Source organism: Microbacterium neungamense, from assembly GCF_024971095.1.
Classification (GTDB): domain Bacteria; phylum Actinomycetota; class Actinomycetes; order Actinomycetales; family Microbacteriaceae; genus Microbacterium; species Microbacterium neungamense.
Genome location: NZ_CP069717.1, coordinates 1,330,496 through 1,357,376, shown reverse-complemented (window position 1 = coordinate 1,357,376; position 26,881 = coordinate 1,330,496). Strand labels below are relative to the sequence as shown.

General features: G+C 71.8%; 25 protein-coding genes and 1 pseudogene. 2 read left to right on the top strand and 24 right to left on the bottom strand.

Annotated elements, in window-relative coordinates; translation table 11 throughout:
• Positions 1-9: 9 nt before the first annotated feature.
• The 12 genes and pseudogenes from rpoZ to efp all read right to left on the bottom strand — a co-directional run bounded on the left by rpoZ (position 10) and on the right by efp (position 12,721).
• Complete coding sequence (gene rpoZ, locus JSY13_RS06510; protein ID WP_259605936.1) at positions 10-267, bottom strand: DNA-directed RNA polymerase subunit omega; 258 nt, start codon at positions 265-267, stop codon at positions 10-12.
• A 121-nt stretch (positions 268-388) separates the two neighbouring features.
• Positions 389-1,297 carry a guanylate kinase gene (gmk, locus tag JSY13_RS06505; protein ID WP_259605935.1) on the bottom strand — a complete coding sequence of 303 codons (909 nt, stop codon included), beginning with the start codon at positions 1,295-1,297 and terminating at the stop codon, positions 389-391.
• Positions 1,290-2,147, bottom strand: coding sequence for an orotidine-5'-phosphate decarboxylase (gene pyrF, locus JSY13_RS06500; RefSeq protein ID WP_284439531.1), 858 nt, complete (start codon positions 2,145-2,147; stop codon positions 1,290-1,292). The genes gmk and pyrF overlap by 8 nt, the downstream gene beginning before the upstream one ends.
• Entirely contained in the window at positions 2,144-5,431 is a 3,288-nt protein-coding gene (carB, locus tag JSY13_RS06495; RefSeq protein WP_259605934.1) for a carbamoyl-phosphate synthase large subunit, read from the bottom strand. The genes pyrF and carB overlap by 4 nt, the downstream gene beginning before the upstream one ends.
• The gene (gene carA, locus JSY13_RS06490) at positions 5,431-6,609 is read right to left on the bottom strand and encodes a glutamine-hydrolyzing carbamoyl-phosphate synthase small subunit (RefSeq protein WP_259605933.1); all 1,179 of its coding nucleotides are present in this window, start codon (positions 6,607-6,609) and stop codon (positions 5,431-5,433) included. The genes carB and carA overlap by 1 nt, the downstream gene beginning before the upstream one ends.
• Positions 6,606-7,112: a PH-like domain-containing protein gene (locus JSY13_RS06485; protein WP_259605932.1), complete on the bottom strand. Its 507-nt coding sequence runs from the start codon at positions 7,110-7,112 to the stop codon at positions 6,606-6,608. The genes carA and JSY13_RS06485 overlap by 4 nt, the downstream gene beginning before the upstream one ends.
• Positions 7,109-8,440 carry a dihydroorotase gene (locus tag JSY13_RS06480; protein ID WP_259605931.1) on the bottom strand — a complete coding sequence of 444 codons (1,332 nt, stop codon included), beginning with the start codon at positions 8,438-8,440 and terminating at the stop codon, positions 7,109-7,111. The genes JSY13_RS06485 and JSY13_RS06480 overlap by 4 nt, the downstream gene beginning before the upstream one ends.
• Positions 8,437-9,402: an aspartate carbamoyltransferase catalytic subunit gene (locus tag JSY13_RS06475; RefSeq protein ID WP_259605930.1), complete on the bottom strand. Its 966-nt coding sequence runs from the start codon at positions 9,400-9,402 to the stop codon at positions 8,437-8,439. The genes JSY13_RS06480 and JSY13_RS06475 overlap by 4 nt, the downstream gene beginning before the upstream one ends.
• Positions 9,399-9,932, bottom strand: a pseudogene (gene pyrR, locus JSY13_RS06470) (bifunctional pyr operon transcriptional regulator/uracil phosphoribosyltransferase PyrR); the annotation flags it as partial. The gene JSY13_RS06475 and the pseudogene pyrR, both read right to left, overlap by 4 nt.
• A gap of 95 nt (positions 9,933-10,027) precedes the next feature.
• Entirely contained in the window at positions 10,028-11,605 is a 1,578-nt protein-coding gene (locus JSY13_RS06465) for a Rieske 2Fe-2S domain-containing protein (RefSeq protein WP_259605929.1), read from the bottom strand.
• A gap of 141 nt (positions 11,606-11,746) precedes the next feature.
• On the bottom strand, positions 11,747-12,157 hold the full coding sequence (nusB, locus tag JSY13_RS06460; protein WP_259605928.1) for a transcription antitermination factor NusB: 411 nt from the start codon (positions 12,155-12,157) through the stop codon (positions 11,747-11,749).
• 3 nt (positions 12,158-12,160) lie between these two features.
• Positions 12,161-12,721: an elongation factor P gene (efp, locus tag JSY13_RS06455; protein ID WP_259605927.1), complete on the bottom strand. Its 561-nt coding sequence runs from the start codon at positions 12,719-12,721 to the stop codon at positions 12,161-12,163.
• Positions 12,722-12,741: 20 nt separating this feature from the next.
• Here efp and JSY13_RS06450 point away from each other — a divergent pair, with 20 nt between their 5' ends.
• Positions 12,742-13,716: an HNH endonuclease signature motif containing protein gene (locus JSY13_RS06450; protein ID WP_259605926.1), complete on the top strand. Its 975-nt coding sequence runs from the start codon at positions 12,742-12,744 to the stop codon at positions 13,714-13,716.
• A 3-nt stretch (positions 13,717-13,719) separates the two neighbouring features.
• Here the strand turns inward: JSY13_RS06450 and aroQ are convergent, their stop codons facing one another.
• From aroQ to JSY13_RS06395, 11 genes are all read right to left on the bottom strand, one after another.
• The gene (gene aroQ / locus JSY13_RS06445; protein WP_259605925.1) at positions 13,720-14,154 is read right to left on the bottom strand and encodes a type II 3-dehydroquinate dehydratase; all 435 of its coding nucleotides are present in this window, start codon (positions 14,152-14,154) and stop codon (positions 13,720-13,722) included.
• Positions 14,151-15,239, bottom strand: a complete 1,089-nt coding sequence (gene aroB / locus JSY13_RS06440) for a 3-dehydroquinate synthase (protein ID WP_259605924.1) — start codon at positions 15,237-15,239, stop codon at positions 14,151-14,153. Before aroB ends, aroQ begins: the two co-directional genes overlap by 4 nt.
• Entirely contained in the window at positions 15,236-15,757 is a 522-nt protein-coding gene (locus tag JSY13_RS06435) for a shikimate kinase (protein WP_259605923.1), read from the bottom strand. The genes aroB and JSY13_RS06435 overlap by 4 nt, the downstream gene beginning before the upstream one ends.
• On the bottom strand, positions 15,741-16,970 hold the full coding sequence (gene aroC / locus JSY13_RS06430; RefSeq protein WP_259605922.1) for a chorismate synthase: 1,230 nt from the start codon (positions 16,968-16,970) through the stop codon (positions 15,741-15,743). Before aroC ends, JSY13_RS06435 begins: the two co-directional genes overlap by 17 nt.
• 4 nt (positions 16,971-16,974) lie before the next feature.
• On the bottom strand, positions 16,975-17,829 hold the full coding sequence (locus JSY13_RS06425) for a shikimate dehydrogenase family protein (RefSeq protein ID WP_259605921.1): 855 nt from the start codon (positions 17,827-17,829) through the stop codon (positions 16,975-16,977).
• 1 nt (position 17,830) lies between these two features.
• Positions 17,831-19,378 (bottom strand): endolytic transglycosylase MltG, encoded by a 1,548-nt coding sequence (gene mltG, locus JSY13_RS06420; protein WP_259605920.1) that lies wholly within the window; start codon positions 19,376-19,378, stop codon positions 17,831-17,833.
• Positions 19,371-19,853: a Holliday junction resolvase RuvX gene (gene ruvX / locus JSY13_RS06415; protein ID WP_259605919.1), complete on the bottom strand. Its 483-nt coding sequence runs from the start codon at positions 19,851-19,853 to the stop codon at positions 19,371-19,373. The genes mltG and ruvX overlap by 8 nt, the downstream gene beginning before the upstream one ends.
• Entirely contained in the window at positions 19,850-22,510 is a 2,661-nt protein-coding gene (alaS, locus tag JSY13_RS06410; protein WP_259605918.1) for an alanine--tRNA ligase, read from the bottom strand. Before alaS ends, ruvX begins: the two co-directional genes overlap by 4 nt.
• Positions 22,511-22,579: 69 nt before the next feature.
• Positions 22,580-22,816: a hypothetical protein gene (locus JSY13_RS06405; RefSeq protein ID WP_259605917.1), complete on the bottom strand. Its 237-nt coding sequence runs from the start codon at positions 22,814-22,816 to the stop codon at positions 22,580-22,582.
• 109 nt (positions 22,817-22,925) lie between these two features.
• Entirely contained in the window at positions 22,926-23,555 is a 630-nt protein-coding gene (rpsD, locus tag JSY13_RS06400) for a 30S ribosomal protein S4 (protein WP_259605916.1), read from the bottom strand.
• Positions 23,556-23,716: 161 nt separating this feature from the next.
• Positions 23,717-25,084: a replication-associated recombination protein A gene (locus JSY13_RS06395; protein WP_259605915.1), complete on the bottom strand. Its 1,368-nt coding sequence runs from the start codon at positions 25,082-25,084 to the stop codon at positions 23,717-23,719.
• Positions 25,085-25,180: 96 nt separating this feature from the next.
• Between JSY13_RS06395 and JSY13_RS06390 the strand changes: the two genes are divergently transcribed.
• The gene (locus tag JSY13_RS06390; RefSeq protein ID WP_259605914.1) at positions 25,181-25,516 is read left to right on the top strand and encodes a hypothetical protein; all 336 of its coding nucleotides are present in this window, start codon (positions 25,181-25,183) and stop codon (positions 25,514-25,516) included.
• A 285-nt stretch (positions 25,517-25,801) separates the two neighbouring features.
• Here the strand turns inward: JSY13_RS06390 and JSY13_RS06380 are convergent, their stop codons facing one another.
• A complete protein-coding gene (locus JSY13_RS06380; RefSeq protein ID WP_432806390.1) occupies positions 25,802-26,779 on the bottom strand; it encodes an NAD(P)/FAD-dependent oxidoreductase in 978 nt (325 codons plus the stop codon).
• Positions 26,780-26,881: the final 102 nt, after the last annotated feature.

Genomic DNA, 26,881 nt, shown 5'->3' with positions numbered 1-26,881 from the left:
TGCCGCCCGTCACTCGGCGTGACGGATGCGGAGCTTGTCCTCGTTGATCTCGTGGAGCGCGATGGTGAGCGGCTTGTCCTCGACGGTCGAGTCGACCAGCGGGCCCACGTTGTCGAAGAGGTTGCCCTCGTGCAGGTCCGAGTAGTAGTCGTTGATCTGGCGGGCGCGCTTGGCGGCGTAGATCACCAACTCGTACTTGTTGTCGACGCGCTCGAGCAGGTTGTCGATGGGCGGGTCGATGATGCCGTTGGTGTGGTGTCCGGCCATGGTGGACCTCCTGATCGGGCGACGGGATCGTCGCGAAGTCGGTGATGCGGGCGCGCGACCCTTCGACGGGCTCAGGGCCCTTCGACGGGCTCAGGGCCCTTCGACGGGCTCAGGGGCCGGGTCAGCGCGGTGACGCCGCTGACAAGTCTACGACCTCCTGCGCGGCGCGGGCGACGTCCTCGTTCACGATGCGGTAGTCGAACTCGTACTGCGCGGCCAGTTCGGCCTTCGCGGTGCGCAGCCGGCGCGCCCTCTCCTCGGCATCCTCGGTGCCGCGTCCGACGAGCCGGTGCACCAGCTCGTCCCAGGACGGCGGCAGCAGGAAGATCAGCGTCGCGGACGGCTCGGCGGCGCGCACCTGACGGGCGCCCTGCAGGTCGATCTCCAGCAGCACCGTCTTCCCCTCGGCGAGGGCGGCGTCGACGGGGCCGCGCGGCGTGCCGTAGCGGTGCTTGTTGTGCACCACGGCGTACTCGAGCAGCTCGCCGTCCGCGATCAGCCGGTCGAACTCGGCGTCGTCGACGAAGTAGTAGTGCACGCCGTCGATCTCCCCCGGCCGCGGGGCGCGGGTGGTGGCGGAGACCGACAGGTGGATCTCGGGATGCGTCTTGCGGATGTGCGCGGCGACGGTGCCCTTGCCGACCGCGGTCGGTCCGGCGAGCACGAGCAGGCGGCTTCGGCCGGCGCGGGGCTCCGGGATCGGGAAGCGCTCGTCCAGCCAGTGCGACAGGTCGGCGATCTGCCGCACGCCCAGTCCGCCCAGCCGCTTCACCGGAGAGATGCGCAGCTCTTCGAGGATGCGGTCGCGCTTGCCCGCGCCGATCGCGGGAAGGGCGATCAGGAAGTCGGTGATCCGCATCGTGCCGGCGTCCGAGTCGGCGTCCTCCACGGCACGGCGGAGCACCTCCTGCGGGGACACCACGCGGGTGGACAGGTCGCGCTTGAGCGACGCGCGGGCGCGGCGGCGCTCCAGCGCGCGCTGGGCGGCCGCGGCCCGGTCGACCTCGGGGACGATGCGGCGTTCAGCCACGGAGCACCTCCCGGTAGCGGGCGGCCCGCTCCTGGATCGTCGCGGCCAGCCGGTCCGGCCCCGCGCCGAGGACGCTGCGGCTCTCGTTCGCGAGCACGTTGCCGGCCAGCGGGCCGAAGCGGACGGTGAGGTCCTCGGGGGTGGCGCCCTGCGCCCCGAACCCGGGAGCGAGGATGGGGGTCCCAGCGAGCAGCGCGTCGGGCAGTCCGAGCTCGTCGCGGTCCACGGTGGCGCCGATCACCAGCCCGATCGGGCCGAGGCCGCCGTCGAAGGCGGGCGAGCCGTTCGGCCAGGTGACGTCGCGGGCCACGCGCTGGGCGACGGTCTGCTCCTCGGCGGCGGCGACGTCGACCGTGCGGGCGGTCTGCAGGGCCGCCGCCTCCGGGTTGCTCGTCGCGGCGAGGACGAACAGGCCTTTCCCGGCGCGGACGGCCGTCGCGATGGTCTCCCGCAGCGACTCCGGGCCGAGGTAGGGGCTGACGGTCACGGCATCTGACTCCAGCGGGGACCCGGGGCTCAGCCACGCGTCCGCGTACCCGGCCATGGTCGAGCCGATGTCGCCGCGCTTGGCATCCGCGATCACGAGCAGCCCGGCCTCCCTGGCCGTGGCGAGCACGTCCTCGAGGGCGGCGAAGCCGCGCGAGCCGAACCGCTCGTAGAACGCCACCTGCGGCTTCACGGCGCCGACCCGGCCGGCGGCCGCGTCGACGACCCGCAGGCCGAACGCGCGCACGCCGTCGGCGTCCTGCGGCAGTCCCCACGCGTCCAGCAGGGCGCCGTGCGGGTCGATGCCGACGCACAGCGGACCGTGCGCGGCCATCGCCGCGCCGAGACGCTCTCCGAAGGTCACACCGCCGCCTTCCGGTCCAGGTCGTACTCCTGCAGGCTCTTCACGTCGAAGCCCTGGTCGGCGGCGTCCATGCCCGTCACCGCCGCGCCGAGCACCGCGATCGTGGTGAACAGCGCCTTGTCAGCGGCGACGGCGGCGGCGCGGATCTCGTACCCGTCCGCGCGCGCCGCTCCCCCGCCCGGGGTGTTCACGACGATGTCGATCTCGCCGGCGTTGATGAGGTCGACGATGTTCTGCTCGCCGGACTCCTGCGTCTCGCTGTACTTGGCGACCACGGTCACCGCGATGCCGTTGCGGCGCAGGATCTCCGCGGTCCCCTCGGTGGCGACCAGGGTGAAGCCGAGCTGCTGCAGGCGGTGCGCCGGCAGGATCACGGCGCGCTTGTCGGCATCGGCCACCGAGATGAACACGGTGCCCGAGGTCGGCGTCCCGCCGTACGCGGCGGCCTGGCTCTTCGCGAACGCGGTCGGGAAGTCGCGGTCGATGCCCATCACCTCGCCGGTGGAGCGCATCTCCGGGCCGAGCACGGAGTCGACGATCTTGCCGTCCCTGGTGCGGAACCGCTTGAACGGCAGCACCGCCTCCTTCACCGCGACCGGCGCGTCCAGCGGCACACGCGAGCCGTCCTGCTCCGGCAGCATCCCCTCCGCGCGCAGGTCCGCGATGGTGGCGCCGGCCATGATGCGGCTGGCGGCCTTCGCCATCGGGATGCCGAGCGCCTTGGACACGAACGGGACCGTGCGGCTGGCGCGCGGGTTCGCCTCGATCACGTACAGCACGCCGGCGCTGATGGCGAACTGCACGTTCAGCAGCCCGCGCACGCCCACGCCCTCCGCGATCGCGAGGGTGGCCTCCCGGACGCGGTCGATGTCGGAGCGGCCCAGCGACACCGGCGGGAGGGTGCAGCTGGAGTCGCCGGAGTGGATGCCGGCCTCCTCGAGGTGCTCCATCACGCCGCCGATGAACAGCTCCCGGCCGTCGTACAGCGCGTCCACGTCGATCTCGATCGCGTCGTCCAGGAAGCGGTCCACGAGCAGCGGCTGCCCGGGGCCGATGATGGCCTGGTCGGCGATGCGCAGGAAGTAGTCCCGCAGCGCCTCGGTGCTGTAGACGATCTCCATGCCGCGGCCGCCGAGCACGAAGCTCGGGCGCACCAGCACCGGGTAGCCGATCTCCTCGGCCACGCGCACCGCGCCCTCCACGTCGATCGCCGTGCCGTTGCGCGGCGCGACCAGACCTGCGGTATCGAGCAGGCGGGAGAACTGCTCCCGCTCCTCGGCGAGGTCGATCGCGGCGGGGCTGGTGCCGAGCACGGTGTACCCGGCCGCCTCGATGCCCTTGGCCAGGCCCAGCGGGGTCTGCCCGCCGAGCTGGCAGACGACGCCGAGGATGGTGCCGCTCTGCGCCTCGGCGTGCAGCACCTCCAGCACGTCCTCCAGGGTGAGCGGCTCGAAGTACAGCCGGTCGGAGGTGTCGTAGTCGGTGGACACGGTCTCCGGGTTGCAGTTGACCATGACGGTCTCGTACCCGGCATCCGCGAGGGCGAACGACGCGTGCACGCACGAGTAGTCGAACTCCACGCCCTGGCCGATGCGGTTCGGGCCGGAGCCGATGATGACGACCTTGGTGCGCTCGGACGGCTCGACCTCGGTCTCGTGGTCGTAGCTGGAGTAGTGGTACGGGGTGAGCGCGGGGAACTCGCCCGCGCAGGTGTCCACCGTCTTGTACACCGGGCGGACGCCGAGGCCGTGACGCACCCCGCGGACCTCCTCCTCGGTCAGGCCGCGCAGCTGCGCCAGCTGCGCGTCGGAGAAGCCGTGCTCCTTCGCGTACCGGATGACCTCGGCGGTCAGCTCCGGCTCCTGGGCGACGGCATCCGCGACCTCGTTGATGAGCACGATCTGGTCGAGGAACCACGGGTCGATCGCGGTCGCCGCGAACGCCTGCTCGATGGTGGCGCCCTTGCGCAGCGCCTGCTGCACCACGACGATGCGCCCGTCGGTGGGGGTCTTCGCGATCTCGAGCAGCTCCTCCACGGAGCGCTCCTCCTCGCCCCAGTGGAAGCTCGAGCCGCGCTTCTCCAGCGAGCGGAGCGCCTTCTGCAGGGCGGTGGTGTAGTTGCGGCCGATCGCCATCGCCTCGCCCACCGACTTCATGGTGGTGGTGAGAGTCGGGTCGGCGGCCGGGAACTTCTCGAAGGCGAACCGCGGCACCTTCACCACGACGTAGTCGAGGGTCGGCTCGAAGCTCGCCGGGGTGACCCCGGTGATGTCGTTCGGGATCTCGTCCAGCCGGTAGCCGAGGGCGAGCTTGGCGGCCAGCTTCGCGATCGGGAAGCCGGTGGCCTTGGACGCCAGCGCGCTGGAGCGGGACACCCGCGGGTTCATCTCGATGACGATGATGCGCCCGTTCTCGGGGTTCACCGCGAACTGGATGTTGCAGCCGCCGGTGTCCACGCCGACGGCGCGGATGATGTCGATGCCGATGTCGCGCAGCCTCTGGTACTCGCGGTCGGTGAGCGTGAGCGCCGGGGCGACCGTGATCGAGTCGCCGGTGTGCACGCCGACCGGGTCGACGTTCTCGATCGAGCAGACCACGACGGTGTTGTCGGCGGTGTCGCGCATCAGCTCGAGCTCGTACTCCTTCCAGCCGAGGATGGACTCCTCCAGGAGCACCTCGCTGGTCGGCGAGTCGTGCAGGCCGGCACCGGCGATGCGGCGCAGGTCGTCCTCGTCGAACGCGAAGCCGGAGCCGAGGCCGCCCATCGTGAAGCTGGGGCGCACCACCAGCGGGTAGCCGAGCTCGGCGGCGCCGGCGAGGACCTCGTCCATGGTGTGGCATATGCGGGATGCCGCAACATCGGCGCCCGCCTCGATCACGAGCTGCTTGAAGATCTGCCGGTCCTCGCCCTTGCGGATCGCGTCCACCTTGGCGCCGATGAGCTCGACGTCGTACTTCTCCAGGATGCCGCGCTCGTGCAGCGCCATCGCGGCGTTCAGGGCGGTCTGGCCGCCCAGGGTGGGCAGGATGGCGTCCGGGCGCTCCTTGGCGATGATCGTCTCGATCACCTCGGGGGTGATCGGCTCGACGTAGGTGGCGTCGGCGAAGTCAGGATCGGTCATGATCGTGGCCGGGTTGGAGTTGACCAGGATGACCCGGACGCCCTCCTCGCGGAGGACGCGGCACGCCTGGGTGCCGGAGTAGTCGAACTCGCAGGCCTGACCGATGACGATGGGGCCGGAGCCGATGACGAGAACGGAGTTGATGTCGTCGCGCTTGGGCATTACTTGCTGTCCTTCTCGGTCTTCTGGCTGAGGGTCGCGACGACGAGATCGCGGAACCGGTCGAAGAGGTAGTTGGCGTCGTGCGGGCCGGCGGCCGCCTCGGGGTGGTACTGGACCGAGAATGCGGGGATGTCCAGGGCGCGCAGGCCCTCGACCACGCGGTCGTTGAGGCCGACGTGGCTGACCTCGACGCGGCCGTAGCCGGCCGGGCTGTCGAAGGGGCCGTCCAGGGGCGCGTCGACGGCGAAGCCGTGGTTGTGCGCGGTGATCTCCACCTTGCCGGTGGACTTGTCGAGCACCGGCTGGTTGATGCCGCGGTGTCCGAACGGCAGCTTGTAGGTGCCCAGGCCCAGGGCGCGCCCGAGCAGCTGGTTGCCGAAGCAGATGCCGAAGAACGGCAGCCGCTCGTCGAGCACCTCGCGCAGCAGCGTGACGTGCGCGTCGGAGGCGGCGGGGTCGCCGGGGCCGTTGGAGTAGAACACGGCGACCGGGTCGAGGGCGCGGATGTCGTCGATCGTGGCGCTCTGCGGCAGCACGTGCACCTCGAAGCCCCGCGCGGCGAGGTTGTCCAGGGTGGCCTGCTTGACGCCCAGGTCGAGCACGGCGAGGTTGCCGATGCGCTCGCCGACCGCCGGCACCACCTGCACCGCGCTGACGGAGACCTCGGCGGACAGGTTCCGGCCGGTCATCTCCGGCGCCGCGGTGACCCGGCGCAGCTGCTCCTCCGGGTCGAGGGCGGCCTCCGGGCCGGAGAAGATGCCGCCGCGCATGGAACCGGCCGAGCGGATGTGCCGGGTGATCGCCCGGGTGTCGATGCCGGCGATGCCGACGATGCCGTCGCGGACCAGGAGATCGTCCAGCGAGGTGCTCGCCCGCCAGTTCGACACGACGCGGGAGGGGTCGCGGACGATGTACCCGGCGACCCAGATGCGTCGGGACTCCGGGTCCTCGTCGTTCATGCCGGTGTTGCCGATGTGCGGTGCGGTCTGCAGCACGATCTGGCCGGCGTAGGACGGGTCGGTCAGGGTCTCCTGGTAGCCGGACATGCCGGTCGCGAAGACCACCTCGCCGAGGGTGGTGCCGCGGGCGCCATAGGCGCGGCCGCGGTAGCGGGTGCCGTCCTCGAGGACGAGCACGGCGGGCTCGATCAGGGACCCTGAGCGTGTCGAGAGGGTCATTCTGCTGCTCCTGTCTCCGGAGCGGCGCACAGGTGCCGCAGGTCGGGAAGAATTCGTTCCGGGCCGCCGTCGGCGACGCGGAGGTAGGAATCGACGAGGATGCCGTCGGTGACGCGCCAGACCAGGCGGATCAGACCGCCCGGCTCCACGACGCGGTCGATGGTCACGGTCGCGGTGTCCGCCTCGACCAGGCGGTCGGAGGCGAGGAACACCGTCGGCGCCCCGTCGAGGCTGAGCGCCGCGCCGCGGTCGGTGAGCACGAGCTCACCACGAGCGCGGTACGCGAGCGGGCGGATGGTGAGCCGCTCCAGCGGCTCGTCGTGACGGGTGGTGGCGACGTAGAGGATCTCGGAGCGCCCGGTCACCTCGGCGTGCTCCGGCACGCCGAGCGGCGCCTCGAGGCCGGAGTCGCGGCGGAGCCGCCTCCGCCAGGCGAGGTACATGGCGCCGAGCGCGAGCAGCGCGAGGGCCGCCACGATCAGCACGGCGAGCTCGCGGCTCACTGCGCTCCGCTCCGCTCGCCCAGGGTCCCGGGCAGCTCCTCGACCAGCTGGCCGTCGGCCAGGGTCACGACGCCGCCGTGGATGGTCCACTGCACCCGCCCCGGGAGCTCGCGACCCAGGTAGGGCGAGTTGCGACTGCGGCCGCGCAGGTCGTCCTCCGTGAACACGCCGCCGGCAGCGGGGTCGTACAGCGTGATGTGCGCGGGCTCGCCGACGGCGAGCGGACGGCCGTGGCCGTCCAGGCTGCCGATCCGGGCGGGGGCTGCGCTCATCACCCGGGCGACGTCCGCCCAGTCCAGCATCCCGGTGGCGACCATGGACTGGTGCACCACGCGCAGTGCGCTCTCCAGCCCGACCATGCCGTTCGCCGCGGCCTGCCATTCGCACGCCTTGTTCTCGGACGGATGCGGGGCGTGGTCGGTGGCGACGATGTCGATCGTGCCGTCGGCCAGGCCCTCGCGGACCGCGCGCACGTCCTCCTCGCGCCGCAGCGGCGGGTTCACCTTGTAGCGGGCGTCGTAGCCGCGGACGAGCTCGTCGGTCAGCAGAAGGTGGTGCGGGGTGACCTCTGCGGTGACCTGGATGCCCCGCTTCTTGGCCCAGCGGATGATGTCGACCGACCCGGCGGTGGAGAGGTGGCACACGTGCAGGCGCGACCCGACGTGCTCGGCGAGCAGCACGTCGCGGGCGATGATCGACTCCTCCGCGACGGCCGGCCAGCCGGCGAGACCGAGCTCGGCGGAGACGGCGCCCTCGTTCATCTGCGCGCCCTCGGTGAGACGCGGGTCCTGCGCGTGCTGCGCGATCACGCCGCCGAACGATTTCACGTACTCCAGCGCGCGGCGCATGATCAGCGGGTCCCACACGCAGAAGCCGTCGTCGCTGAACACGCGCACGCGGGCGCGGGAGGAGGCCATGGCGCCGAGCTCGGCCAGCCGCTCCCCCTTCTGCCCGACGGTGACCGCGCCGATGGGCTGCACCGTGGCGTAGCCGGATGCCTCGCCGAGGGCGAGCTCCTGCTCGACGACGCCGGCGGTGTCCGCGACGGGCGAGGTGTTCGGCATGGCGAACACGGCGGTGAACCCGCCGGCGGCGGCCGCCCGGGTGCCGGTGAGCACCGTCTCGGACGCCTCGTACCCGGGCTCGCGCAGGTGCGTGTGCAGGTCGACCAGCCCGGGCAGGGCGATCAGTCCCGCGGCATCCACCACGCGCGCGCCGGCGCGGCTGAGGCCGGTGCCGATCTCGGCGATCCGGCCGTTCTCCACGATCAGGTCGGCGGTGTCGCCTCCGGTCAGCTGAGCGCCGGTGATCACGAGGGACTCGGTCACTGCTCTCCCCCTCGTTCCTCGTTCCGCTCCCCCGCCAGCAGCAGGTAGAGCACGGCCATTCTCACGGACACCCCGTTCGCCACCTGCTCGAGCACGGTGGCGCGGGCGGAATCGGCGGCCTCGCTGGAGATCTCCAGACCGCGGTTCATGGGTCCGGGGTGCATCACAATGCTAGTCTCCGGCAGGCCCGCCACGCGCACGGCGTCGAGCCCCCAGAGCCGGGAATACTCCCGCTCAGTGGGGAAATAGGCGGCGTTCATGCGCTCCGCCTGGATGCGCAGCATCATCACCGCATCCGGACCCGCGCCCAGGGCCCGGTCCAGGTCGAACTCGACGTCGACCGGCCACAGCGACACGTTCTGCGGCAGCAGCGTGGGCGGCGAGACTAGGGTGACGTGGGCGCCGAGCGTGGTCAGCAGCCACACGTTGGAGCGGGCGACCCGCGAGTGCAGCACGTCGCCGACGATGACCACGCGCAGCCCGTCCAGGTCGCGGCCGCGGCTGTCGTCGCCGTAGAAGCGCTTGCGGATGGTGAACGCGTCCAGCAGCGCCTGGGTGGGGTGCTCGTGGGTGCCGTCGCCGGCGTTCACGACCCCGGCGGAGATCCAGCCGCTGGTTGCCAGGGTCTGCGGGGCGCCGGAGGCGGAGTGGCGGATGACGACGGCATCCGCACCGATCGCCTCGAGGGTCTGCGCGGTGTCCTTCAGGCTCTCGCCCTTGGAGACGCTGGAGCCCTTGGCGGCGAAGTTGATGACGTCGGCGGAGAGGCGCTTGGCGGCGGCCTCGAAGGAGATGCGGGTGCGCGTGGAGTCCTCGAAGAAGAGGTTGACCACGGTCTTGCCCAGCAGCGTGGGCAGCTTCTTCACCTGGCGCGACTGGGTGTCGGCCATGTCCTCGGCGATGTCGAGGATGCGCAGGGCGGTGTCGCGGTCGAGGGTGCGGGTGTCGAGCAGGTGCCTCATGCTTCGATCGTCACCTCGTCCGCGCCGTCGATCTCGCGCAGGTGAACGTTGACGCGCTCCGAGCGGGCCGAGGGGATGTTCTTGCCGACGAAGTCCGGGCGGATGGGCAGATCCCGGTGCCCGCGGTCGACGAGGATCGCGAGCCGCACCACCGCGGGCCGGCCGATGGACTGCAGCGCGTCCAGCGCGGCGCGGATGCTGCGCCCGGAGAACAGCACGTCGTCGACGAGCACCACGGTCTTCCCGTCGATGCCGCCGGCGGGGATCTCGGTGCGCTTGGGCGAGCGGGTCGGATGCTTGGCGAGGTCGTCGCGGAACAGCGTGACGTCGAGCGAGCCCACCGGGATGTCCACCTGGGCGATGCCGCTGATCAGCGGGCCGAGGCGCTCGGCGAGAGTGGTCCCGCGGGTCGGGATGCCGAGGAGGACGAGACCGTCGGCCCCCCGGTTCGATTCCAGGATCTCGTGGGCGATGCGGGTCAGCGCCCGCGAGATGTCGGCTTCGTGCAGCACGGTGCGTGCACTCATTCGACGCTCCCTTCTCCGCCTCTCCGGACGGTGTTAAAGGTTGCTTGCCCGCCCAGTCTACCGGGTCAGGCCGCAGCGACCGTCACACCCCGTCGGTCTCAGAGCGCGGGGCGGAGCGCTTCCTCCGTGACCTCGTCGACCTTCTTCGCGCGGATCGGGTGGCCCTGGGTGCTCAGGCAGCGGCCGGTCTTCAGGTCCCACTTCCAGTCGTGCATGCTGCAGGTGAGCACGCCGTCCTCGTCGATCCTCCCCGTGCGGGTGAGATCGGCGCGCAGGTGCGGACAGCGGCGCTGCACGATCCAGTCGCCGATCTCGGCGTCCTCGGTCTGGTCGGTCTGCTCCTGGTACCAGTTCTCGACGTACTCGATCCGGTCGACGGAGAGGCACTTGAAGAACGTGTAGATGAACTCGTTGAACTTGCCCTTGCGGCCGGCGCTGAACTGCATCGACAGGAAGATCGAGTTCGACCAGTCGATCTCGTGGTCGCGGATGTTCGTCGAGACGAGGTCGGCGGGGATCGTGTACCAGAACTCGACGTCCTCGCCGGCGTACTCGCGCACCTTGGCCTTGGGGAAGTCGACGACGAGGTCGAGCTCGCCGATCGTCATCCGCACCGGGCCGCCGACGCCGAGCCGGATCGTGCGCGACTTCTTCAGCAGCGGCTCCCACCACGCCTTCAGCTCGGCGAGCATCTCCTCCGGCGGCAGGACCGGGGCGCGCGAGGCCTCCTCGTCGCGCAGCTCCTGCTGGCGGGTGGCGCGCTGCTCCTCGAGGTAGCCCCACTTGTCGTCGAAGATGCGGGCGATCTCCGCATCGGTGAACAGCGACTGGGTCACCGACATCTCGCCGTGGTTCATCTCCACGACCGTGCCGGGCAGGAACAGGTGCCCGTCGTACTGCGGCGCCTGCTCCTTCAGATGGGCGAGGAACTGCTTCTGGTCGGTGAAGATCGAGTCGTCGTCCGCGCCCCAGCCGTTGTACCGGAACAGGTCGTCGCGCAGGAACATCGGCGGGCCCGCCATCGGGAACACGTGCGGCGCGTCGACCTTCTCGATGTAGTACATCGCGCGCTTGTTCTGCGCCTCCCGCTTGAGACGGGCGAAGTTCTGCTTGGCGTCCTGCGGCAGGTCGTAGACCATCGGCCACCAGATCGCGCCGGAGACCTGGGTGAAGTACGCCTCAGGCTTGCCGAACGTGAGCAGCTTCTCCAGGTCCAGCGGGTGCGAGTCGTTCTGGTTCAGGATCGACGCCGTGCCGTCGTCCACGCTGAGGGAGGAATCGCCGATCGGCCCGTCGCTGGGGGCGCGGAGCGGGGTGATCATCAGCTTCAGCTCGCCGCGCTGGATGATCTCGCCGGCGGGCGCGTAGGTGATGTTGTGGTAGCCGAGCGCCCGGATGTCCTGCTCCAGGTCATCGGTCGGGTACTCCGGCAGCAGCACCTCGATGTCGGTGCGGATGTAGCGCTGCAGCAGCCGCGGGTCGAAGTGGTCGCGGTGCCGGTGGGAGATGTACAGGAAGTCGGCCTCGCGTCCGAGCCGCTCCCAGTCCAGGCCGCGGTTGTCGGGGAACGGGAACCACGAGCCGTAGAACGAGGGGCCGATCACGGGGTCGCAGATGATGTTCCCGCCGGCCGTCTCGATGAACATCCCGGCGTGGCCGAGTCCCGTGATCCGCATGCTTCTCCTCCTGAGTCGACCGGTCGATTCTACCCGCGGGGCCCTGTGCATCCCCGGCATCGCGCCGGGCGGCGGCTTGGTGGCCGGAGGACTCATGCGTTCATCCTGCCCGGGGTCTCCGACACCGCCCGGCCGGGCGAGTCAGCTGGCGCGGGCGATCCGCGCCAGAACGCCGTGCACGAACGCACCGGAGTCCTCGGTGGAGAGCTCCTTGGCGAGTTCGACCGCCTCGTCGATCGCGACGGCCGTCGGCACCTCGTCGTTGAAGAGGATCTCCCAGGTGCCGATGCGCAGCAGAGCGCGGTCGACGGCGGGCATCCGCTCCAGCTTCCAGTCCCGGCTGTGCGTCGTGATCTGCTCGTCGATCTCCTCGCGGTGGTCGAGGATGCCGTCGACGATGTCGCGGGCATACAGCCATGAGGCCTCGCGCGCCGGTTCGTTGGCGGCCCGCTTCGCCGCGGCGGCCAGGCTCACGGCGATCTCGTCCCCGCGCACATCGGCGGAGAAGAGGATGTCGAGGGCGCGCTTGCGCGCCTTGGTGCGGGCGCTCACGCCTTACTTCTCGCGGCCGAGGTACTCGCCGGTCCGGGTGTCGACCTTGACCTTGGTGCCGGTCTCCACGAACAGCGGGACCTGGATCTCGTACCCGGTCTCGAGGGTCGCGGGCTTCGTGCCGGCCGAGGAGCGGTCGCCCTGCAGGCCCGGCTCGGTGTAGGTGACCTCGAGCACGACGGACGCCGGGAGGTCGATGTACAGCGGGTTGCCGTTGTTCAGCGCGATGGTGACCTGCTGGTTCTCGAGCAGGAAGTTCTTCGCGTCGCCGACGGTGGCGGCGCCGACCGTGATCTGGTCGTAGTCGGTGGTGTCCATGAAGACGAAGCCGTCGCCGTCGGTGTACAAGTAGGTGAAGTCGCGGCGGTCGACGTTCTCGATGTCGACCTTGGCGCCGGCGTTGTACGTCTTGTCGACGACCTTGCCGGTGACGACGTTCTTCAGCTTGGTGCGCACGAACGCGCCGCCCTTGCCCGGCTTGACGTGCTGGAACTCCACGACGCTCCAGAGCTGTCCGTCGATGTTGAGGACGACGCCGTTCTTGATGTCTGCGGTCGATGCCATGCGGAAGAGTCCGTTCGTGTGTGAGAAGAGATGGGGCCGGTCGACGCGGCCAGCGCGGAGGGCCGACAGTCGATTCTACGGGATCGCGGCGGACCGAGTACGACGCGACCCCGCGCACACCGGGCGAGGTCGTCGCGTTCCTGCTCGACGATCTCGCCTGCACCGGCAACGAGGCGAACCGTCAGGCTTCCCGTCGCGCGCAGCGGATCGTCGAGGCGATCGAGATGGCTCGCGAGCATCCCGAGGTGTCGTCCCCCACGGGGAGACGGATGCCGCCGCTCTCGCGGAGCGTTCCGCGATCCTGGCGGGCCGCCGTCGATGCGTCGCCGGAGGAGACGGATGCCGAGGCCGCGGCCTTCGAGGCCGTGGACCGTGCCGCCGCGGACGCCCGGGCCGCGCACCGCCGGCTCACCGCGACCGCCAAGCACATGCAGAAGTCCGAGCGGGACGGTCGCACCCGCGACCAGATCCGTGCCGACCTTTTCGCCTCCTGGCTGAAGGGCGAGGGCACCCTCACCGCCGTGAAGACCTGCGTGTACGTCACGATCCCGATGCAGCTGCTGGCAGGCGAACCGGTTCCGATGGAGAGCGCGCGGTTCGTCGGAGGCGACACCATCGATCCGGTCATGGACCGCCGCACGTACCGGCCGACCAAGGCGCAGCGCGACTTCCTGATCCTGCAGCACGGCACGTGCGCCCGCGACGGATGCGAGCGGCTCGCCGCGGAGGCTGACATCGACCACGAGCGACCCTGGGCAACCGGCGGCCGGACGAACGTCGCCGATCTGCGCCCCCTCTGCCCCCGGGATCACACCCACCGGCACCGCACCAAGGCCAGATTCCGATCCCGACCCGACCGGACGGTTCAGGTGATCATGCCCACGGGCAAGGAGAGCTCCGCGCCGAGGGAAGCGCGAACCGGCCCGATCCCGTGGACGGATCCGGCCGCTCCGGCCGCTCCGGCCGCTCCGGCAGACGCACCGCCGCCGTTCTGATCGCTACAGGCGTGCGACGAGCTCCCGCACCGCTTCGGCATAACCGTCCACGCCGTGACCGACGACGCGCACCGCGGCGACGTCGTCCAGGTAGGAGAAGTGCCGGAACTCCTCGCGCGCGTACACGTCCGAGATGTGCACCTCGGCGAACGGCAGGCCGACACCGGTGAGGGCGTCGCGCAGCGAGACCGAGGTGTGCGTCAGCCCGCCCGGGTTGATCACGATGCCGGCACAGTCCTCGCGCGCGGCGTGGATCGCGTCGATGAGCGCGCCCTCGTGGTTGCTCTGGACGGCGCGCACCTCGTAGCCGAGCTCGGCCGCCGCATCCGCGGTGAGGCGCTCCACGTCGGCGAGGGTGGCGGTGCCATACACCTCCGGCTCCCGGGTGCCGAGCAGGTTCAGGTTCGGGCCGTTCACGAGCAGCAGGCGTCGTCTCATGCCGCGACCTCCTGGTACGCCGCGAACAGCAGCGACTCGTCCGGGGCCTGCAGCACCGTCGGCCTGGCGATGTCGTCCAGCACGATGAAGCGCAGCATCCCGCCACGGGCCTTCTTGTCGCGCTGCATCGTCGCGAGCAGCTGCGGCCAGGCACCCGCCCGGTAGGAGGTGGGCAGGCCCAGCGACTCCAGCACGGTGCGGTGGCGCTCGGCCGCCGCGTCCGACAGTCGCCCGGCGAGGCGGGACAGCTCCGCCGCGTACAGCATCCCGACCGAGATCGCGGCGCCGTGGCGCCACCGGTAGCGCTCGGCGTGCTCGATCGCGTGCCCGAGCGTGTGCCCGTAGTTCAGGATCTCGCGCTGCCCGGCCTCGCGGAAGTCGCTGGAGACGACCTTCGCCTTCATGTCGATCGCGAGCTCCACGGCGCGGCGGAACTCGTCGGTGGTGGTGTCCACGGCGCGGGCCGGATCCGCCTCGACGATGTCGAGGATCTCCGGCGCCCAGATGAACCCGGCCTTGACGACCTCGGCGAACCCGGCGGTGGCCTCGTTCGGGCTGAGGCTGGCGAGCTCGTCGAGATCGCCGATGACGGCGCGCGGCGCCCAGAACGCGCCGACGAGGTTCTTCCCCTCGGCGGTGTTGATGCCGGTCTTGCCCCCGACAGCGGCGTCCACGAGGCCGAGCACCGTGGTGGGCACCTGCACCACCTGCACCCCGCGCAGCCAGGTCGCGGCGACGAAACCGGCCAGGTCGGTGACCGCTCCCCCGCCGTAGCCGACGACGGCGTCCGTGCGGGTGAAGTCCGCCTGCCCCATCACCTGCCAGCAGAACGCGGCCACCTCCACCCGCTTGCCCTGCTCGGCATCCGGGATCTCCGCGAGCAGCACCTCGCGGGGTCCTTCCGCGGTGTCGGCGAGCAGCCGCTCGCGCAGCTGCGCGGCGCGGTCGGCGAGCGTCGGCGGATGCACCACGAGCACCTTCCGCACCGACGGCGCCAGCGCCTGCGACACCCGGTCGAGGATGCCCCGCCCCACGGTGATGTCGTAGGCGTCCTGTCCGGTCACGCTGATGGTCGTCATGCTCATGCCTGTCCTCTCCTCCACTCGGCGATCTCCTCGGCGATGCGCCGTATCGGCCGCCGCGACGTGTCCACCGTCAGGTCGGCGACCTCCTGATACCAGCCACGCCGGGCGGTGAAGATCTCCTGCCAGCGCTGCACCGGGTCCTCGGCCTGCAGCAGTGGCCGGCCTCCGCCCCGGATCCGGTCGGCCACCGCCTCCGCGGTGACGGTGAGGAAGACGACCGGATGCCGCGCCAGCAGCGCCCGCGTGCCGGCATCCGTCACCGCTCCTCCCCCGAGCGAGACCACGCCGCCCTCGTCGAGCGCCCCGGCCACGGCCGCGCGCTCAAGCTCGCGGAAATGCGCCTCGCCGTGTTCCTGGAACAACGCCGGGATCGGGCCGTGCGCCGCCGCGATCCACTTGTCGGTGTCGATGAACGGCACCTCCAGCAGGCGGGCGACTCGGCGTCCGATGCTCGTCTTCCCCGCGGCCATCGGCCCGACGAGGACGAGGGTGAGCGGGCGCTCAGCCGAGCTCATCATGCGCGAGCAGCGCCGCCTCGGATGCCGGCGCGGTGCGCAGCGCCTCCGGGATCGCCGCGAGGTAGCCCTCGAGGTTGCGGCGGGTCTCGCCGACGCTGTCGCCGCCGAACTTCTCCAGCACCGCGCGGGCCAGCTCGATCGCGACCATGGCCTCGGCGACGACGCCCGCCGCCGGCACCGCGCACACGTCGGAGCGCTGGTGGTGGGCCGTGGCGGGTTCGCCGGAGGACACGTCGATGGTGCGCAGGGCATGCGGGACGGTCGCGATCGGCTTCATGCCCGCGCGGACGCGGAGCACCGTCCCGGTGGACATGCCGCCCTCGGTGCCGCCGGCCCGGTCGGAGGCGCGCGTGATGCCGTCCTCGGCCGCGAACAGCTCGTCGTGCGCGGCCGAACCGCGGCGGCGGGTCGTCTCGAAGCCGTCGCCGACCTCGACGCCCTTGATGGCCTGGATGCTCATCAGCGCCTGCGCCAGCCGGCCGTCCAGCCGCCGGTCCCAGTGCACGTGCGAGCCGAGCCCCGGCGGCAGCCCGTAGGCGAGCACCTCGACGATGCCGCCCAGGGTGTCGCCGTCCTTGCGGGCTGCGTCGACCTCGGCGACCATCCGCTCGGACGTCTCGGCGTGGAAGCAGCGCAGCGGGTCGGCATCGAGCGCTGCGACATCGTCGGGCGTGGGCAGCGGCGCGCCGTCCGGCACGTGCACGGGGCCGATGGACAGCGTGTGGCTGACCAGGCGGATGCCGAGCTCGCCGAGGAAGGCGCGGGCCACGGCGCCGAGCGCGACGCGGGCGGCGGTCTCCCGTGCGCTGGCGCGCTCCAGGATCGGGCGGGCCTCGTCGAAGTCGTACTTCTGCATGCCGACGAGGTCGGCGTGCCCGGGGCGGGGACGGGTGAGCGGGGCGCCGCGGCCACGGGACTTGTCGGTCAGCTCGACCGGCGCCGGGTTCATCACCTCGACCCACTTCGGCCACTCGGTATTGCCGATGCGCAGCGCGATCGGGCTGCCCAGGGTCCTGCCGTGCCGCACGCCCCCGGAGATGGTCAGCTCGTCCTGCTCGAACTTCATCCGCGAGCCGCGCCCGTAGCCGAGCTTGCGCCGCTGCAGGTCGGCCTGGATGGCCTCGGCGGTGACGGGGACACCGGAGGGAAGACCCTCCATGACGGCGATGAGTTCGGGACCGTGCGATTCGCCGGCCGTGAGCACGCGGAGCATTGCTCTAGTCTCCCATGGCCGCGGAGCGCATCACCGCCACGATGACGTCCTCCTGCGGCAGCGGCTCGTCCTGTGCGCCGTGCCGGAAGATCCGGATCTGCCGCACCGCCTGGTGCAGCAGCATCTCGAAGCCGGAGATCACCGTCGGGTGCGGCCAGCCGGCCGCCAGCGCGGACGGCCACGGCGCGTAAGCCGCCTCGAACAGCACGCCCCCGCTCTCGATGAGCGGCTCGGCGACGACGGGGTCGAGCACGGTGCCGCTGGGCAGCGTGGCGATCGTGGCGTCGACAGGGGCCGCGGGCGCGTCGAACGGCCGCACCGCGACCGCCGTGCCGGTGCGGTCGCCGATGGCGGCCAGGCCGGCAGCCGCCTCGGGCCGGCGTGCGCGGATCTCGGCGCGCTCGGCGCCGAGGAGGGAGGCGGCGACGAGCGCGGATGCCGCGGTGGCCCCGGCGCCGAGGATGCGGACGCTGCGGATGCCGTCGACGCCGGCCTGCGTGAACGCGTCGACGATCCCGCCGACGTCGGTGTTGAAGCCGCGCAGCATGTCGCCCAGGAGCAGGGTGTTCACCGCTCCGGTGAGCTCGGCGTGACGATCCCGCTCCTGCGCGGCCCGATGGGCGACCTCCTTGAGCGGCATGGTCAGCGACAGGCCCCGCCAGGTGTCGTCCAGCCTCGCGAGCTCCGCCGCGAACGCGGCCTCGGACACGCGGCGGCGGCCGTACGACCAGTCCAGCCCGAGAACGCGGTACGCGGCGGTGTGCAGCTGCGGGGAACGGCTGTGCGCGATCGGGTCGCCCCAGACCTCGAGCCGCGTGCGAGCGGTCGCCGCCGCATCCGTCATGTCGGCACCCGTCATGTCAGCAGCCGGAGTCGGGATGCGCGCTGCACCATTCCTGCATCTCGCGGATGCCCTGCTGGTGCTGTTCGTAGCTCTCGGAGAACCGCGTCTCGCCGGTGTCCATGTTGACGGTGACGAAGTACAGCCACGGGCCATCGGCCGGATGCATCGCCGCATCGATCGCGGCATCGCCCGGGTTCGCGATCGGGCCGGCCGGGAGGCCGTCGATGACGTAGGTGTTCCACGGATTCGCGTCGAACTGCGCCTCCTCGGACGTGCTCGCCGATCCGGCGTGCAGCTCCCCGTAGCCGTACTGGGCCGTGGAGTCCATCTGCAGCTTCATGCCCTGATCCAGGCGGTTCCGGATCACGCGGGACACCTTCGCGAAGTCGGCCGTGCGCGCCTCGCGCTCGATGATCGAGGCGATCGTGAGCACGCGGTGCGCCTCGGCGTCGGGCACGCCCGCGGCGGCCAGCGACTCGCGGGTGCGCTCGACCATCCGGGCGATCACGTCCTGCGCGGTGACGCTCGGATCGAAGGTGTACACGGCCGGGAACAGCCAGCCCTCGAGGCTCTGTGCGGTGACGCCGTACACGCTCGGGTCCGCCACGGCGGCCTCGAGATCGGCGAGCGGGATGCCGACGCCCTCGGCGATCAGGGGCAGCGAGGACTGGACGGTGCCGCCCTCGGGGATCCGCACGCTGTTCTCCATGCGGGTGGCCGGATCCTGCAGGGCCTCCGCGGCGGCCGCGGCGGTCATCCGCTTCTGCAGCTTGTAGACCCCGGGGTGGAAGGTGATCGACACGTTCTCGGCGATCAGCCAGTCGTAGAAGACCGCGTCGGTCTTGGTGACGCCGGCCTCGTGCAGCGCCGAGGACACCGAGCGCCCGGTGTCGCCCTCCTCGATCGTGATCAGCGCCTCGCCGTGAGCCTGGCCGGGCTCGTAGTCCTTCGGCTCGCCCCAGCCGAGCGCGTCGCTGATCCGATCGCCGAAGCTGCTCCACACCCAGGCGCCGCCCGCGGCGATGCCGCCGCCGAGGACGAGGACCACGATGAGCGCCACGATCCAGCCGCGCCTGCGGCTCTTGCGCGGCACCTCGCGGTGCTGCTCCGGGGCGAACAGCGCCTCGAGTCCGGCGTGCGCGGCGTCGTCGCGGTCAGCGTGATCGCCGTGCTCATCGCCGCGGTGCTCGGGGACAGGGTCGCGGTGCTCGTCGCCGCGGTGCTCGTCGCCGCGGTGCTCGTCGTCCAGGGGTGTCTCCCCCGCCTGTCGGGCGCCCATCGGGATGTGCGTCGACCGGCGCGGCCGGGCGCTGGAGGCATCCGCCTGCCCGGAAGCGGGCGCGCTGCGATGCGTCTCGGCGGGTGCCGGCGTCGTGCGATGCGCGTCGGCGGACGCGCGCTGCGTGGCAGCGGCGGCTCGTCGCGCCTCGCGGGCGGCGCGCCGCGAGCCGGGCGCAGGCGCGGACGGGCGCTCCGGCTTCGGCAGCGACGGCGAGGCGGTGGGCAGCCGATCGAAGAGGTCGCCGCCGGCGGCCTTGTCTGCGGACCTGTCGGGTTCAGGCATCGGTGCGCGGCTCCTCGTCGAAGCGGATCGTCTCACCGGGCGGGCGGCCGGTGCTCTTCTCGGTGTCGACCGCGTGCTGCAGCAGCACCACCGCGGCGACCTGATCGACAATGCTACGAGAGTTCCGCTGAGTTCTCCCGGAGGATCTGAGCGCCGAATGCGCGCTCACCGTGCTGAGCCGCTCGTCCACCAGGCGCACCGGCGCGGACACGGCCGCCGCGAGCTCCCCGGCGAAGCCGCGGGCATCCGCCGTCGACGGCGTCTCCTCGCCGCGCAGGTTCACCGGCAGGCCGACCACGATCTCGATCGGCTCCCACTCCGCGGCGAGCTCCGCGAGGCGCGCGATCGACCGTTCCGAGCGCGGCACGGTCTCGACCGGAACGGCGAGCATGCCGTCCGGGTCGCAGCGGGACACGCCAACACGGGCCTTCCCGACGTCGACGCCGAGACGGATGCCGCGCCGGAACCCGCTCACGCGGCGCGCAGCTCCGCGGCGATGGCCTCGAGTGCCGCGTCCAGCGCACCGGCATCCGTGCCGCCGCCCTGCGCGACGTCGTCGCGGCCGCCGCCGCCGCCGCCGAGCACACCGGCGGCGACGCGCACCAGCGCGCCGGCCTTCGCACCCTTGCCGCGCGCGGCTTCGTTCGTCGCGACCACGACGATCGGCCGGCCGTTCGCCGTGCCGCCGAACGCCACGACCGCGGCATCCGCGCCGAGGCGCTCCCGCACGCTCAGCGCGAGCGTGCGCACATCGTCGGCCGAGCCGACCTCACCGAGCGCGGCCCGCGCGACGCGGAAGCCGCCGACGGTCTCGGCGGCCTCGGCCAGCGCGGGCACGCGGCCCTCGCGCTCCTTGGCCTCGAACTGGGCGATCCGCTTCTCCGCCGCCTTCAGGTTCGCGGCGAGCTCCTCGATGCGGGCGGGCAGCTGGTCGCGCGGCGTCTTCAGCGCGGCGGTCAGCTGCGACACGATGCTGCGCTCGGCGGCGAGCTCGCGGAACGCGTCCTGGCCGACCAGCGCCTCGATGCGGCGGTTCGACGCGCCCACCGACGACTCCCCGACCAGGCTCACCACGCCGATCTCGGCGCTCGTGGACACGTGCGTGCCGGCGCACAGCTCGCGCGACCACGGGCCGCCGATGTCGACCATGCGCACCACGTCGCCGTACTTCTCCCCGAACAGCGCCATGGCGCCCGCGGCCTTCGCCTCGTCCAGGGTGACGATGCGAGTGGTCACCTCGAGGGCGTCCTGGACGGCCTTGTTCGTGATGTCCTCGATCTCGGAGCGGGTCTCCGCCGACAGCGGCTGCGACCAGGTGAAGTCGAAGCGCATGTACCCGGCACGGTTGAGCGACCCGGCCTGAGTCGCGGTCGGACCCAGGGTGTCGCGCAGCGCCGCGTGCACGAGGTGCGTGGCCGAGTGCGCCTGGCGCGCCGCGCGGCGGTTCGCGGCGTCCACCACGGTGGTGGCGCGGTCGTCGACCGCGACCGTGCCGGAGCTGACGTGCACGGTGTGGCTGATCAGGCCGGGCACCGGGCGCTGCACGTCCAGCACGTCGAGCTCGAACCCGGCGCCGACGATGGCGCCCTTGTCGGCGACCTGGCCGCCCGACTCGGCGTACAGCGTGGTCTCGGCGAGGATCACCTCGGCGACATCGCCCTCCGACGCGGTCGGCGCGGGGCGGCCGTCCACGATGATGCCGAGCACGCTCGACTCGGTCTCCAGGTCGGTGTACCCGGCGAAGGTGGTCTCGCCCAGGGCGCGCAGCTCGCGGTAGACGGACACGTCGGCGAGCTGGCGCTTGCGGCTGCGGGCATCCGCCTTGGCGCGGGCGCGCTGCTCCTGCATCAGGCTGTCGAACGCGGCGCGGTCGACGCTCAGGCCGGCCTCCTCGGCGACCTCCAGGGTGAGATCGATCGGGAAGCCGTAGGTGTCGTGCAGCAGGAACGCCTCCGAGCCGCTGAGGGTCTTCGCCCCGCTCTTCTTCGTCTCGTCCAGGGCGAGGTCGAGGATCGTCGAGCCCTGCGCCAGCGTGCGCCGGAAGGTCTCCTCCTCCGCGAATGCGGCGGCCGAGAGCGTGGACCAGTCCTTCTCCAGCACCGGGTAGGCGGACTTCATGGCGTCCTTCGACGCGGCGAACAGCTCGGGGAAGGTCGGCTCGTCCACGCCGAGCAGGCGCATGGCGCGCACGGTGCGGCGCATCAGGCGGCGCAGGATGTAGCCGCGGCCCTCGTTCGACGGACGCACGCCGTCGGAGAGCAGCATCAGCGAGGAGCGGACGTGGTCGGCGATCACGCGGAAGCGGACGTCGTCCTCGTGCACGGCGCCGTAGCGGCGGCCGGACAGCTCCACGGCCCGGTCGAGCACGGGGCGGACCTGGTCGGTCTCGTACATGTTCTCGACGCCCTGCTTCAGGAAGGCCACGCGCTCCAGGCCCATGCCGGTGTCGATGTTCTTCTGGGGCAGCTCCCCCACGATGTCGAACTCGGTCTTGCTGCGCACGTTCTCGATGAAGTCCTGCATGAACACGAGGTTCCAGATCTCCAGGAACCGGGAGTCGTCCACCGCCGGGCCGCCGTCGCGGCCGTACGCGGGGCCGCGGTCGAAGAAGATCTCGGAGTCGGGGCCGCCGGGGCCGGGCTGACCGGTGTTCCAGTAGTTGTCGGCGCGACCGAGCCGCTGGATGCGGTCGGGGCGCACGCCGATGATGTCGCGCCAGATGGCCTCCGCCTCGTCGTCGGTCTCGTAGACCGTGACCCAGAGGTCCTTCTCGTCGAAGCCGAGCCCGCCGTCCGTCTCGGAGGTGGTCAGCAGCTCCCACGCGTAGCGGATCGCGCCCTCTTTGAAGTAGTCGCCGAAGGACCAGTTGCCCAGCATCTGGAAGAAGGTGCCGTGCCGGGCGGTCTTGCCGACCTCTTCGATGTCGTTCGTGCGGATGCACTTCTGCAGGTCCGCGATCCGCGGGTGCGGGGCCGGGACGACGCCGGTGAGGTACGGGATGAAGGGCACCATGCCGGCGACCGTGAACAGCAGCGACGGGTCATCGCTCACCAGCGAGGCGGAAGGCACGATGAGGTGGTCGTTCTTCTCGAAGTAGGCGAGGTAGCGCTGCGCGATCTCCGCGGTTCTCATGGGGCTCGTGGGTGTCCTTGCGTGGTGAAGTCGCGTCCGCGGGCACGGACGCGGGGTGTCTCGGGGTGATCAGTCGTCGGATGCCGTCGCCGCGGGCGTCACGGCGGAGGCGGATGCCGGGGCCGCCGGCGCATCCGTGAGGCGGGCCTCCTGCGCGCGGTACGCCTCGCCGAGGATGCCGGTGAACTCCGCGATGCGCGCGTCGATCTCGGCGAAGAGCTCCTGGCCGCGGGGGTCCTTGTTCATGAAGTGGGCGGCGACGAAGCCGCCGATCACGCCGATCAGGAACCACAGCACGTTCTTCATGTCGTCATCCTCGTCTCCGCGCGATGGCGCGGTTCCTCCATCGTATGCGGAAACGGAGAGAGGCGCCGGGGGTACCGGCGCCTCTCGTGAGCGTTGGACGCTGGACGCGTCAGCGAGCCGCGTAGTACTCGACGACCAGCTGCACGTCGCAGACCACGGGGACCTCGACGCGCTTCGGGCGGCGGACCAGGCGTGCCTGCAGCTTGTCCAGCTCGACCTCGAGGTAGCCCGGGACCGGGGGCAGCACCTCGGCGTGGCCGCCGGCGGCGGCGACCTGGAACGGCTCGAGGCTCTCGCTCTTGGCCTTGACGTGGATCAGCTGACCCGGCTTCACGCGGAACGAGGGGCGGTCCACGATCTGGCCGTCGACGAGGATGTGACGGTGCACGACCAGCTGACGGGCCTGCGCGGTGGTGCGGGCGAAGCCGGCACGGAGCACGAGGGCGTCCAGACGCATCTCGAGCAGCTCGACCAGGTTCTCACCGGTCAGGCCGTCCTTGCGGCGGGCCTCGTTGAACGCGATGCGCAGCTGCTTCTCGCGGATGCCGTACTGCTCACGCAGACGCTGCTTCTCACGCAGACGGACGGCGTAGTCGCTGTCGGCCTTGCGCTTGGTGCGGCCGTGCTCGCCCGGAGCGTAGGGACGCTTCTCCAGGTAGCGGGCGGCCTTCGGGGTGAGGGCCACGCCGAGGGCGCGGCTGAGACGGACCTTGCGGCGGTCCTGGGACTTCGTGACCACGAAGCATTCCTTCCATGACGTGGACGCGTCTCTCGCGTCTCACGGGCGTATCTCCCCCGCTCTGCCTTCCGGCGCACGCCGGGGCGCCGGAACGGTGTGGGGTGAGCGAGGGGATGCCCGAAAACACGGTTTCGAGCCGATCAAGTCTAACAGACCGGATCTCAGCGATCGCCGAGGATGCGGCGGATGCGCTCCAGCCGGGCGGCGACGTCGCGCTCGGCGCCCAGCGGCTTCGGGTTGTAGTAGCGCCGGCCGTCCAGTTCGTCGGGGAGGTACTGCTGCGGCAGCACGCCCACATCGCTGTCGTGCGGGTAGCGGTAGCCGCGGCCGTGCCCGAGGCGCTTCGCCCCGGGATAGTGCGCGTCCCGAAGGTGCACAGGGACCCGGCCGAACCCGCCCGCCCGGACGTCGGCGATCGCCGCGTCGATGCCCAGATACGCCGCGTTCGACTTCGCCGTGGTGGCGAGGTAGACCGTCGCCTCCGCCAGCGGGATGCGGCCCTCGGGCATCCCGATGAACGCGACGGCGTCGGCCGCGGCGTTCGCGATCACGAGCGCGTGCGGATCGGCCAGACCGATGTCCTCGGCGGCGGAGATCACCAGGCGGCGCGCGATGAACCGCGGGTCCTCCCCCGCCTCGACCATGCGGGCCAGGTAGTGCAGGGCGGCATCCGGGTCCGAGCCGCGGATCGACTTGATGAACGCGCTGATCACGTCGTAGTGCTCGTCGCCCTGCCGGTCGTACCGCAGCAGCGCCCGGTCGACCGCCTGCGCGACGTGGTCGGCGGTGACCACGGGGACGCCGTCGTCCTCATCGTCCTCGTCGGTCTCCTGCGCGCCGCCGTCGTGCCCCTCGGCGGACTGCGCGACCGCTGCCGCCGCCTCCAGCCCGGTGAGGGCACGGCGGGCGTCGCCGGAGGCGAGCCGGATGAGCGCCGCGCGCGCCTCGGCGGACACCGTCACGGCTCCGCCGAGCCCGCGCGGGTCGGTGACCGCGCGATCGATGAGCACGCCGATGTCGTCGTCCGTGAGCGGCTGCAGGGTCAGCAGCAGCGACCGGGACAGCAGCGGCGAGATCACCGAGAACGACGGGTTCTCCGTGGTGGCCGCGATGAGGATGACCCAGCCGTTCTCCACGCCGGGCAGCAGCGCATCCTGCTGAGCCTTGGTGAACCGGTGGATCTCGTCCAGGAAGAGGATGGTGGACTGGCCGTACAGATCGCGCTGGGTGATCGCCTCCTGCATCACCTCGCGCACGTCCTTGACGCCGGCGGTGATGGCGGAGAGCTCGACGAACCGGCGCCCCGAGGAGCGCGCGATCGCCTGAGCGAGCGTCGTCTTGCCGGTGCCCGGCGGGCCCCACAGGATGATCGAGACCGCGCCGGGAGCCGTGGCGGCCGGGTCGGCCAGGGCGACGATCGGCGAGCCCGAGCGGAGCAGGTGGCGCTGGCCGGCGACCTCGTCCAGGGAGACCGGCCGCATCCGCACGGCCAGCGGCGTCTGACCGGACATCAGGGGCGCGGAGGACATGCATCCCAGGCTAGTGCGGGCCGCGGACACGGGATCCGCGCGGAGGCGGCGGTAGGCTCGCAGACGTCGGATGCACCGGATGCAGGAGGGTCGACGATGGCGGTACGCGGTTCCCGGAGTGCGCAGCGGGCACGGGAAGAGGCCGAGCGCGCCCGGCTGTACGCGGCACGCAAGGACTGGCACGACAGCCGACTGCGCCGTCGCCACCGCGACACCGTGATCGCCGTCGCCGCCGGGGGCGCGATCGTGATCGGCGCCCTGGTCAGCCAGGTGATCCACGCGCAGGTCACCACCCCCGCGCCGGACCCGTCGCCGAGCGGCACGCCCGCGCCGAGCGTCGCGCCGACGACGGAGCCCACGACGGTGCCGATCCTGCCGAACGCGCCCAGCGACGGGCCGACGCCGCTGCCGACGCAGACGCTGGACGACTGACACCGGACGACGGGCCCCTTCCCCTCACACCGCACCGCGGCGGATGTGAGCGGATCGCTTCACGGGCGTAACGCCGGCGGCGCTTTCCCGAAACGCGGCCGGGCGACGCTGGACTCACGCCAGTCCACCCGACCCGTGGAGGTTCCGTGTCCTACGTCAAGCCCGCCGATCTCGTCACCCGCATGGTCGACGCCGGCGCCTACAAGATCCAGATGTCCGCCCGCGACACGCTGATCCGCTCGTTCATGGGCGCGGCGCTGCTCACCATCGCCGCCGCCTTCGCGGTCACCGTGTCGACGAACACCGGGCGTCGCCGCCGAGAAGCCGGCTCGCGGCGACCTCCGCCATCGCGTACCCGGGCGCGACCAGCCCGACCGTCCTGCCCTCGAAGCAGGCCACTTCGCCGATGGCGAGGATGCGCCGGTCGCTGGTGGTGCAGTGTTCGTCGATGAGGACGCCGCCGCGCGGGTGCACGGCGAGTCCGGCCTCCCGGGCGAGCTCATCGCGGGGCCGCACACCGACGGTGAAGACGACGACGTCGGCCTCGTGCAGGCTGCCGTCCTGGAACTCGAGCCCGGTGACCTGGCCGGAGGCGTCCGGGTCGAGCCGGGTGGTGCGCGCCTCCGTCCGCACGGCGATGCCGCGCGCCTCGATCAGCCGGCGCAGCATCCGCCCGGCGGCGGGGTCGAGCTGCGCCGACATCAGCCGGTCCGAGTACTGCACGACGGTGCAGTCGACGCCGAGGCCCTGCAGCGCGCCCGCCGCCTCCAGTCCGAGCAGGCCGCCGCCGATCTCGGCGCCGCGCAGCGGCCGGCCGAGCTCGGCGCCGCGGCGGCGCACGAAGTCCCGCAGGCCGCGGACGTCGTCCAGGGTGCGGTAGACGAAGCAGCCCGGCAGGTCGGCGCCATCAACGGCGACGCGCGCGGCGGACGAGCCGGTGGCGAGCACCAGGGTGTCGTAGCGGAGGCGGCGGCCGGAGCGCGTCACGGCGTGCGCATCGCGGCGGTCGATGCGCTGCACGCGCTCCCCGGTGAGCAGCGTCACCCGGTCGTCGTCGAACACCGCCGGGTCGAGGGCCAGGTCGTCGACGGTGGCGCCGTCGAGGAACCCGGTCAGACCGACCCGGTCGTACGGGCCCAGGGGCTCTTCGCCGACCACCGTGACGCGGACGGCGGCGTCGCGGCTGAGCAGGCTCTCCACGAACCGGTGGGCGACCATCCCGGCTCCGGCGACGACGATCTCGGCAGGCTGTTGCACGGTCACTGCGGCTCCTCACGTCGGGGATGCGACTGCTCCCGACGGTAGGAGCGCGATGTGTCCCGAACCGGCCGCGTCGCGTTACGCCGAGCGAACGTTCTCCTCGCA

Bases quoted from the DNA above. Each gene is read 5' to 3' on its own strand.
- alaS (WP_259605918.1), bottom strand. From the start codon at position 22,510: ATGAGAACCGCGGAGATCGCGCAGCGCTACCTCGCCTACTTCGAGAAG.
- aroQ (WP_259605925.1), bottom strand. From the start codon at position 14,154: ATGAGACGACGCCTGCTGCTCGTGAACGGCCCGAACCTGAACCTGCTC.
- JSY13_RS06395 (WP_259605915.1), bottom strand. From the start codon at position 25,084: ATGTCCTCCGCGCCCCTGATGTCCGGTCAGACGCCGCTGGCCGTGCGG.
- mltG (WP_259605920.1), bottom strand. From the start codon at position 19,378: ATGCCTGAACCCGACAGGTCCGCAGACAAGGCCGCCGGCGGCGACCTC.
- carA (WP_259605933.1), bottom strand. From the start codon at position 6,609: ATGACCCTCTCGACACGCTCAGGGTCCCTGATCGAGCCCGCCGTGCTC.
- carB (WP_259605934.1), bottom strand. From the start codon at position 5,431: ATGCCCAAGCGCGACGACATCAACTCCGTTCTCGTCATCGGCTCCGGC.
- rpoZ (WP_259605936.1), bottom strand. From the start codon at position 267: ATGGCCGGACACCACACCAACGGCATCATCGACCCGCCCATCGACAAC.
- JSY13_RS06475 (WP_259605930.1), bottom strand. From the start codon at position 9,402: ATGAGGCACCTGCTCGACACCCGCACCCTCGACCGCGACACCGCCCTG.
- JSY13_RS06390 (WP_259605914.1), top strand. From the start codon at position 25,181: ATGGCGGTACGCGGTTCCCGGAGTGCGCAGCGGGCACGGGAAGAGGCC.
- JSY13_RS06435 (WP_259605923.1), bottom strand. From the start codon at position 15,757: ATGATGAGCTCGGCTGAGCGCCCGCTCACCCTCGTCCTCGTCGGGCCG.
- aroB (WP_259605924.1), bottom strand. From the start codon at position 15,239: ATGAGCATGACGACCATCAGCGTGACCGGACAGGACGCCTACGACATC.
- JSY13_RS06465 (WP_259605929.1), bottom strand. From the start codon at position 11,605: ATGCGGATCACGGGACTCGGCCACGCCGGGATGTTCATCGAGACGGCC.
- aroC (WP_259605922.1), bottom strand. From the start codon at position 16,970: ATGCTCCGCGTGCTCACGGCCGGCGAATCGCACGGTCCCGAACTCATC.
- efp (WP_259605927.1), bottom strand. From the start codon at position 12,721: ATGGCATCGACCGCAGACATCAAGAACGGCGTCGTCCTCAACATCGAC.
- JSY13_RS06405 (WP_259605917.1), bottom strand. From the start codon at position 22,816: ATGAAGAACGTGCTGTGGTTCCTGATCGGCGTGATCGGCGGCTTCGTC.
- JSY13_RS06425 (WP_259605921.1), bottom strand. From the start codon at position 17,829: ATGACGGGTGCCGACATGACGGATGCGGCGGCGACCGCTCGCACGCGG.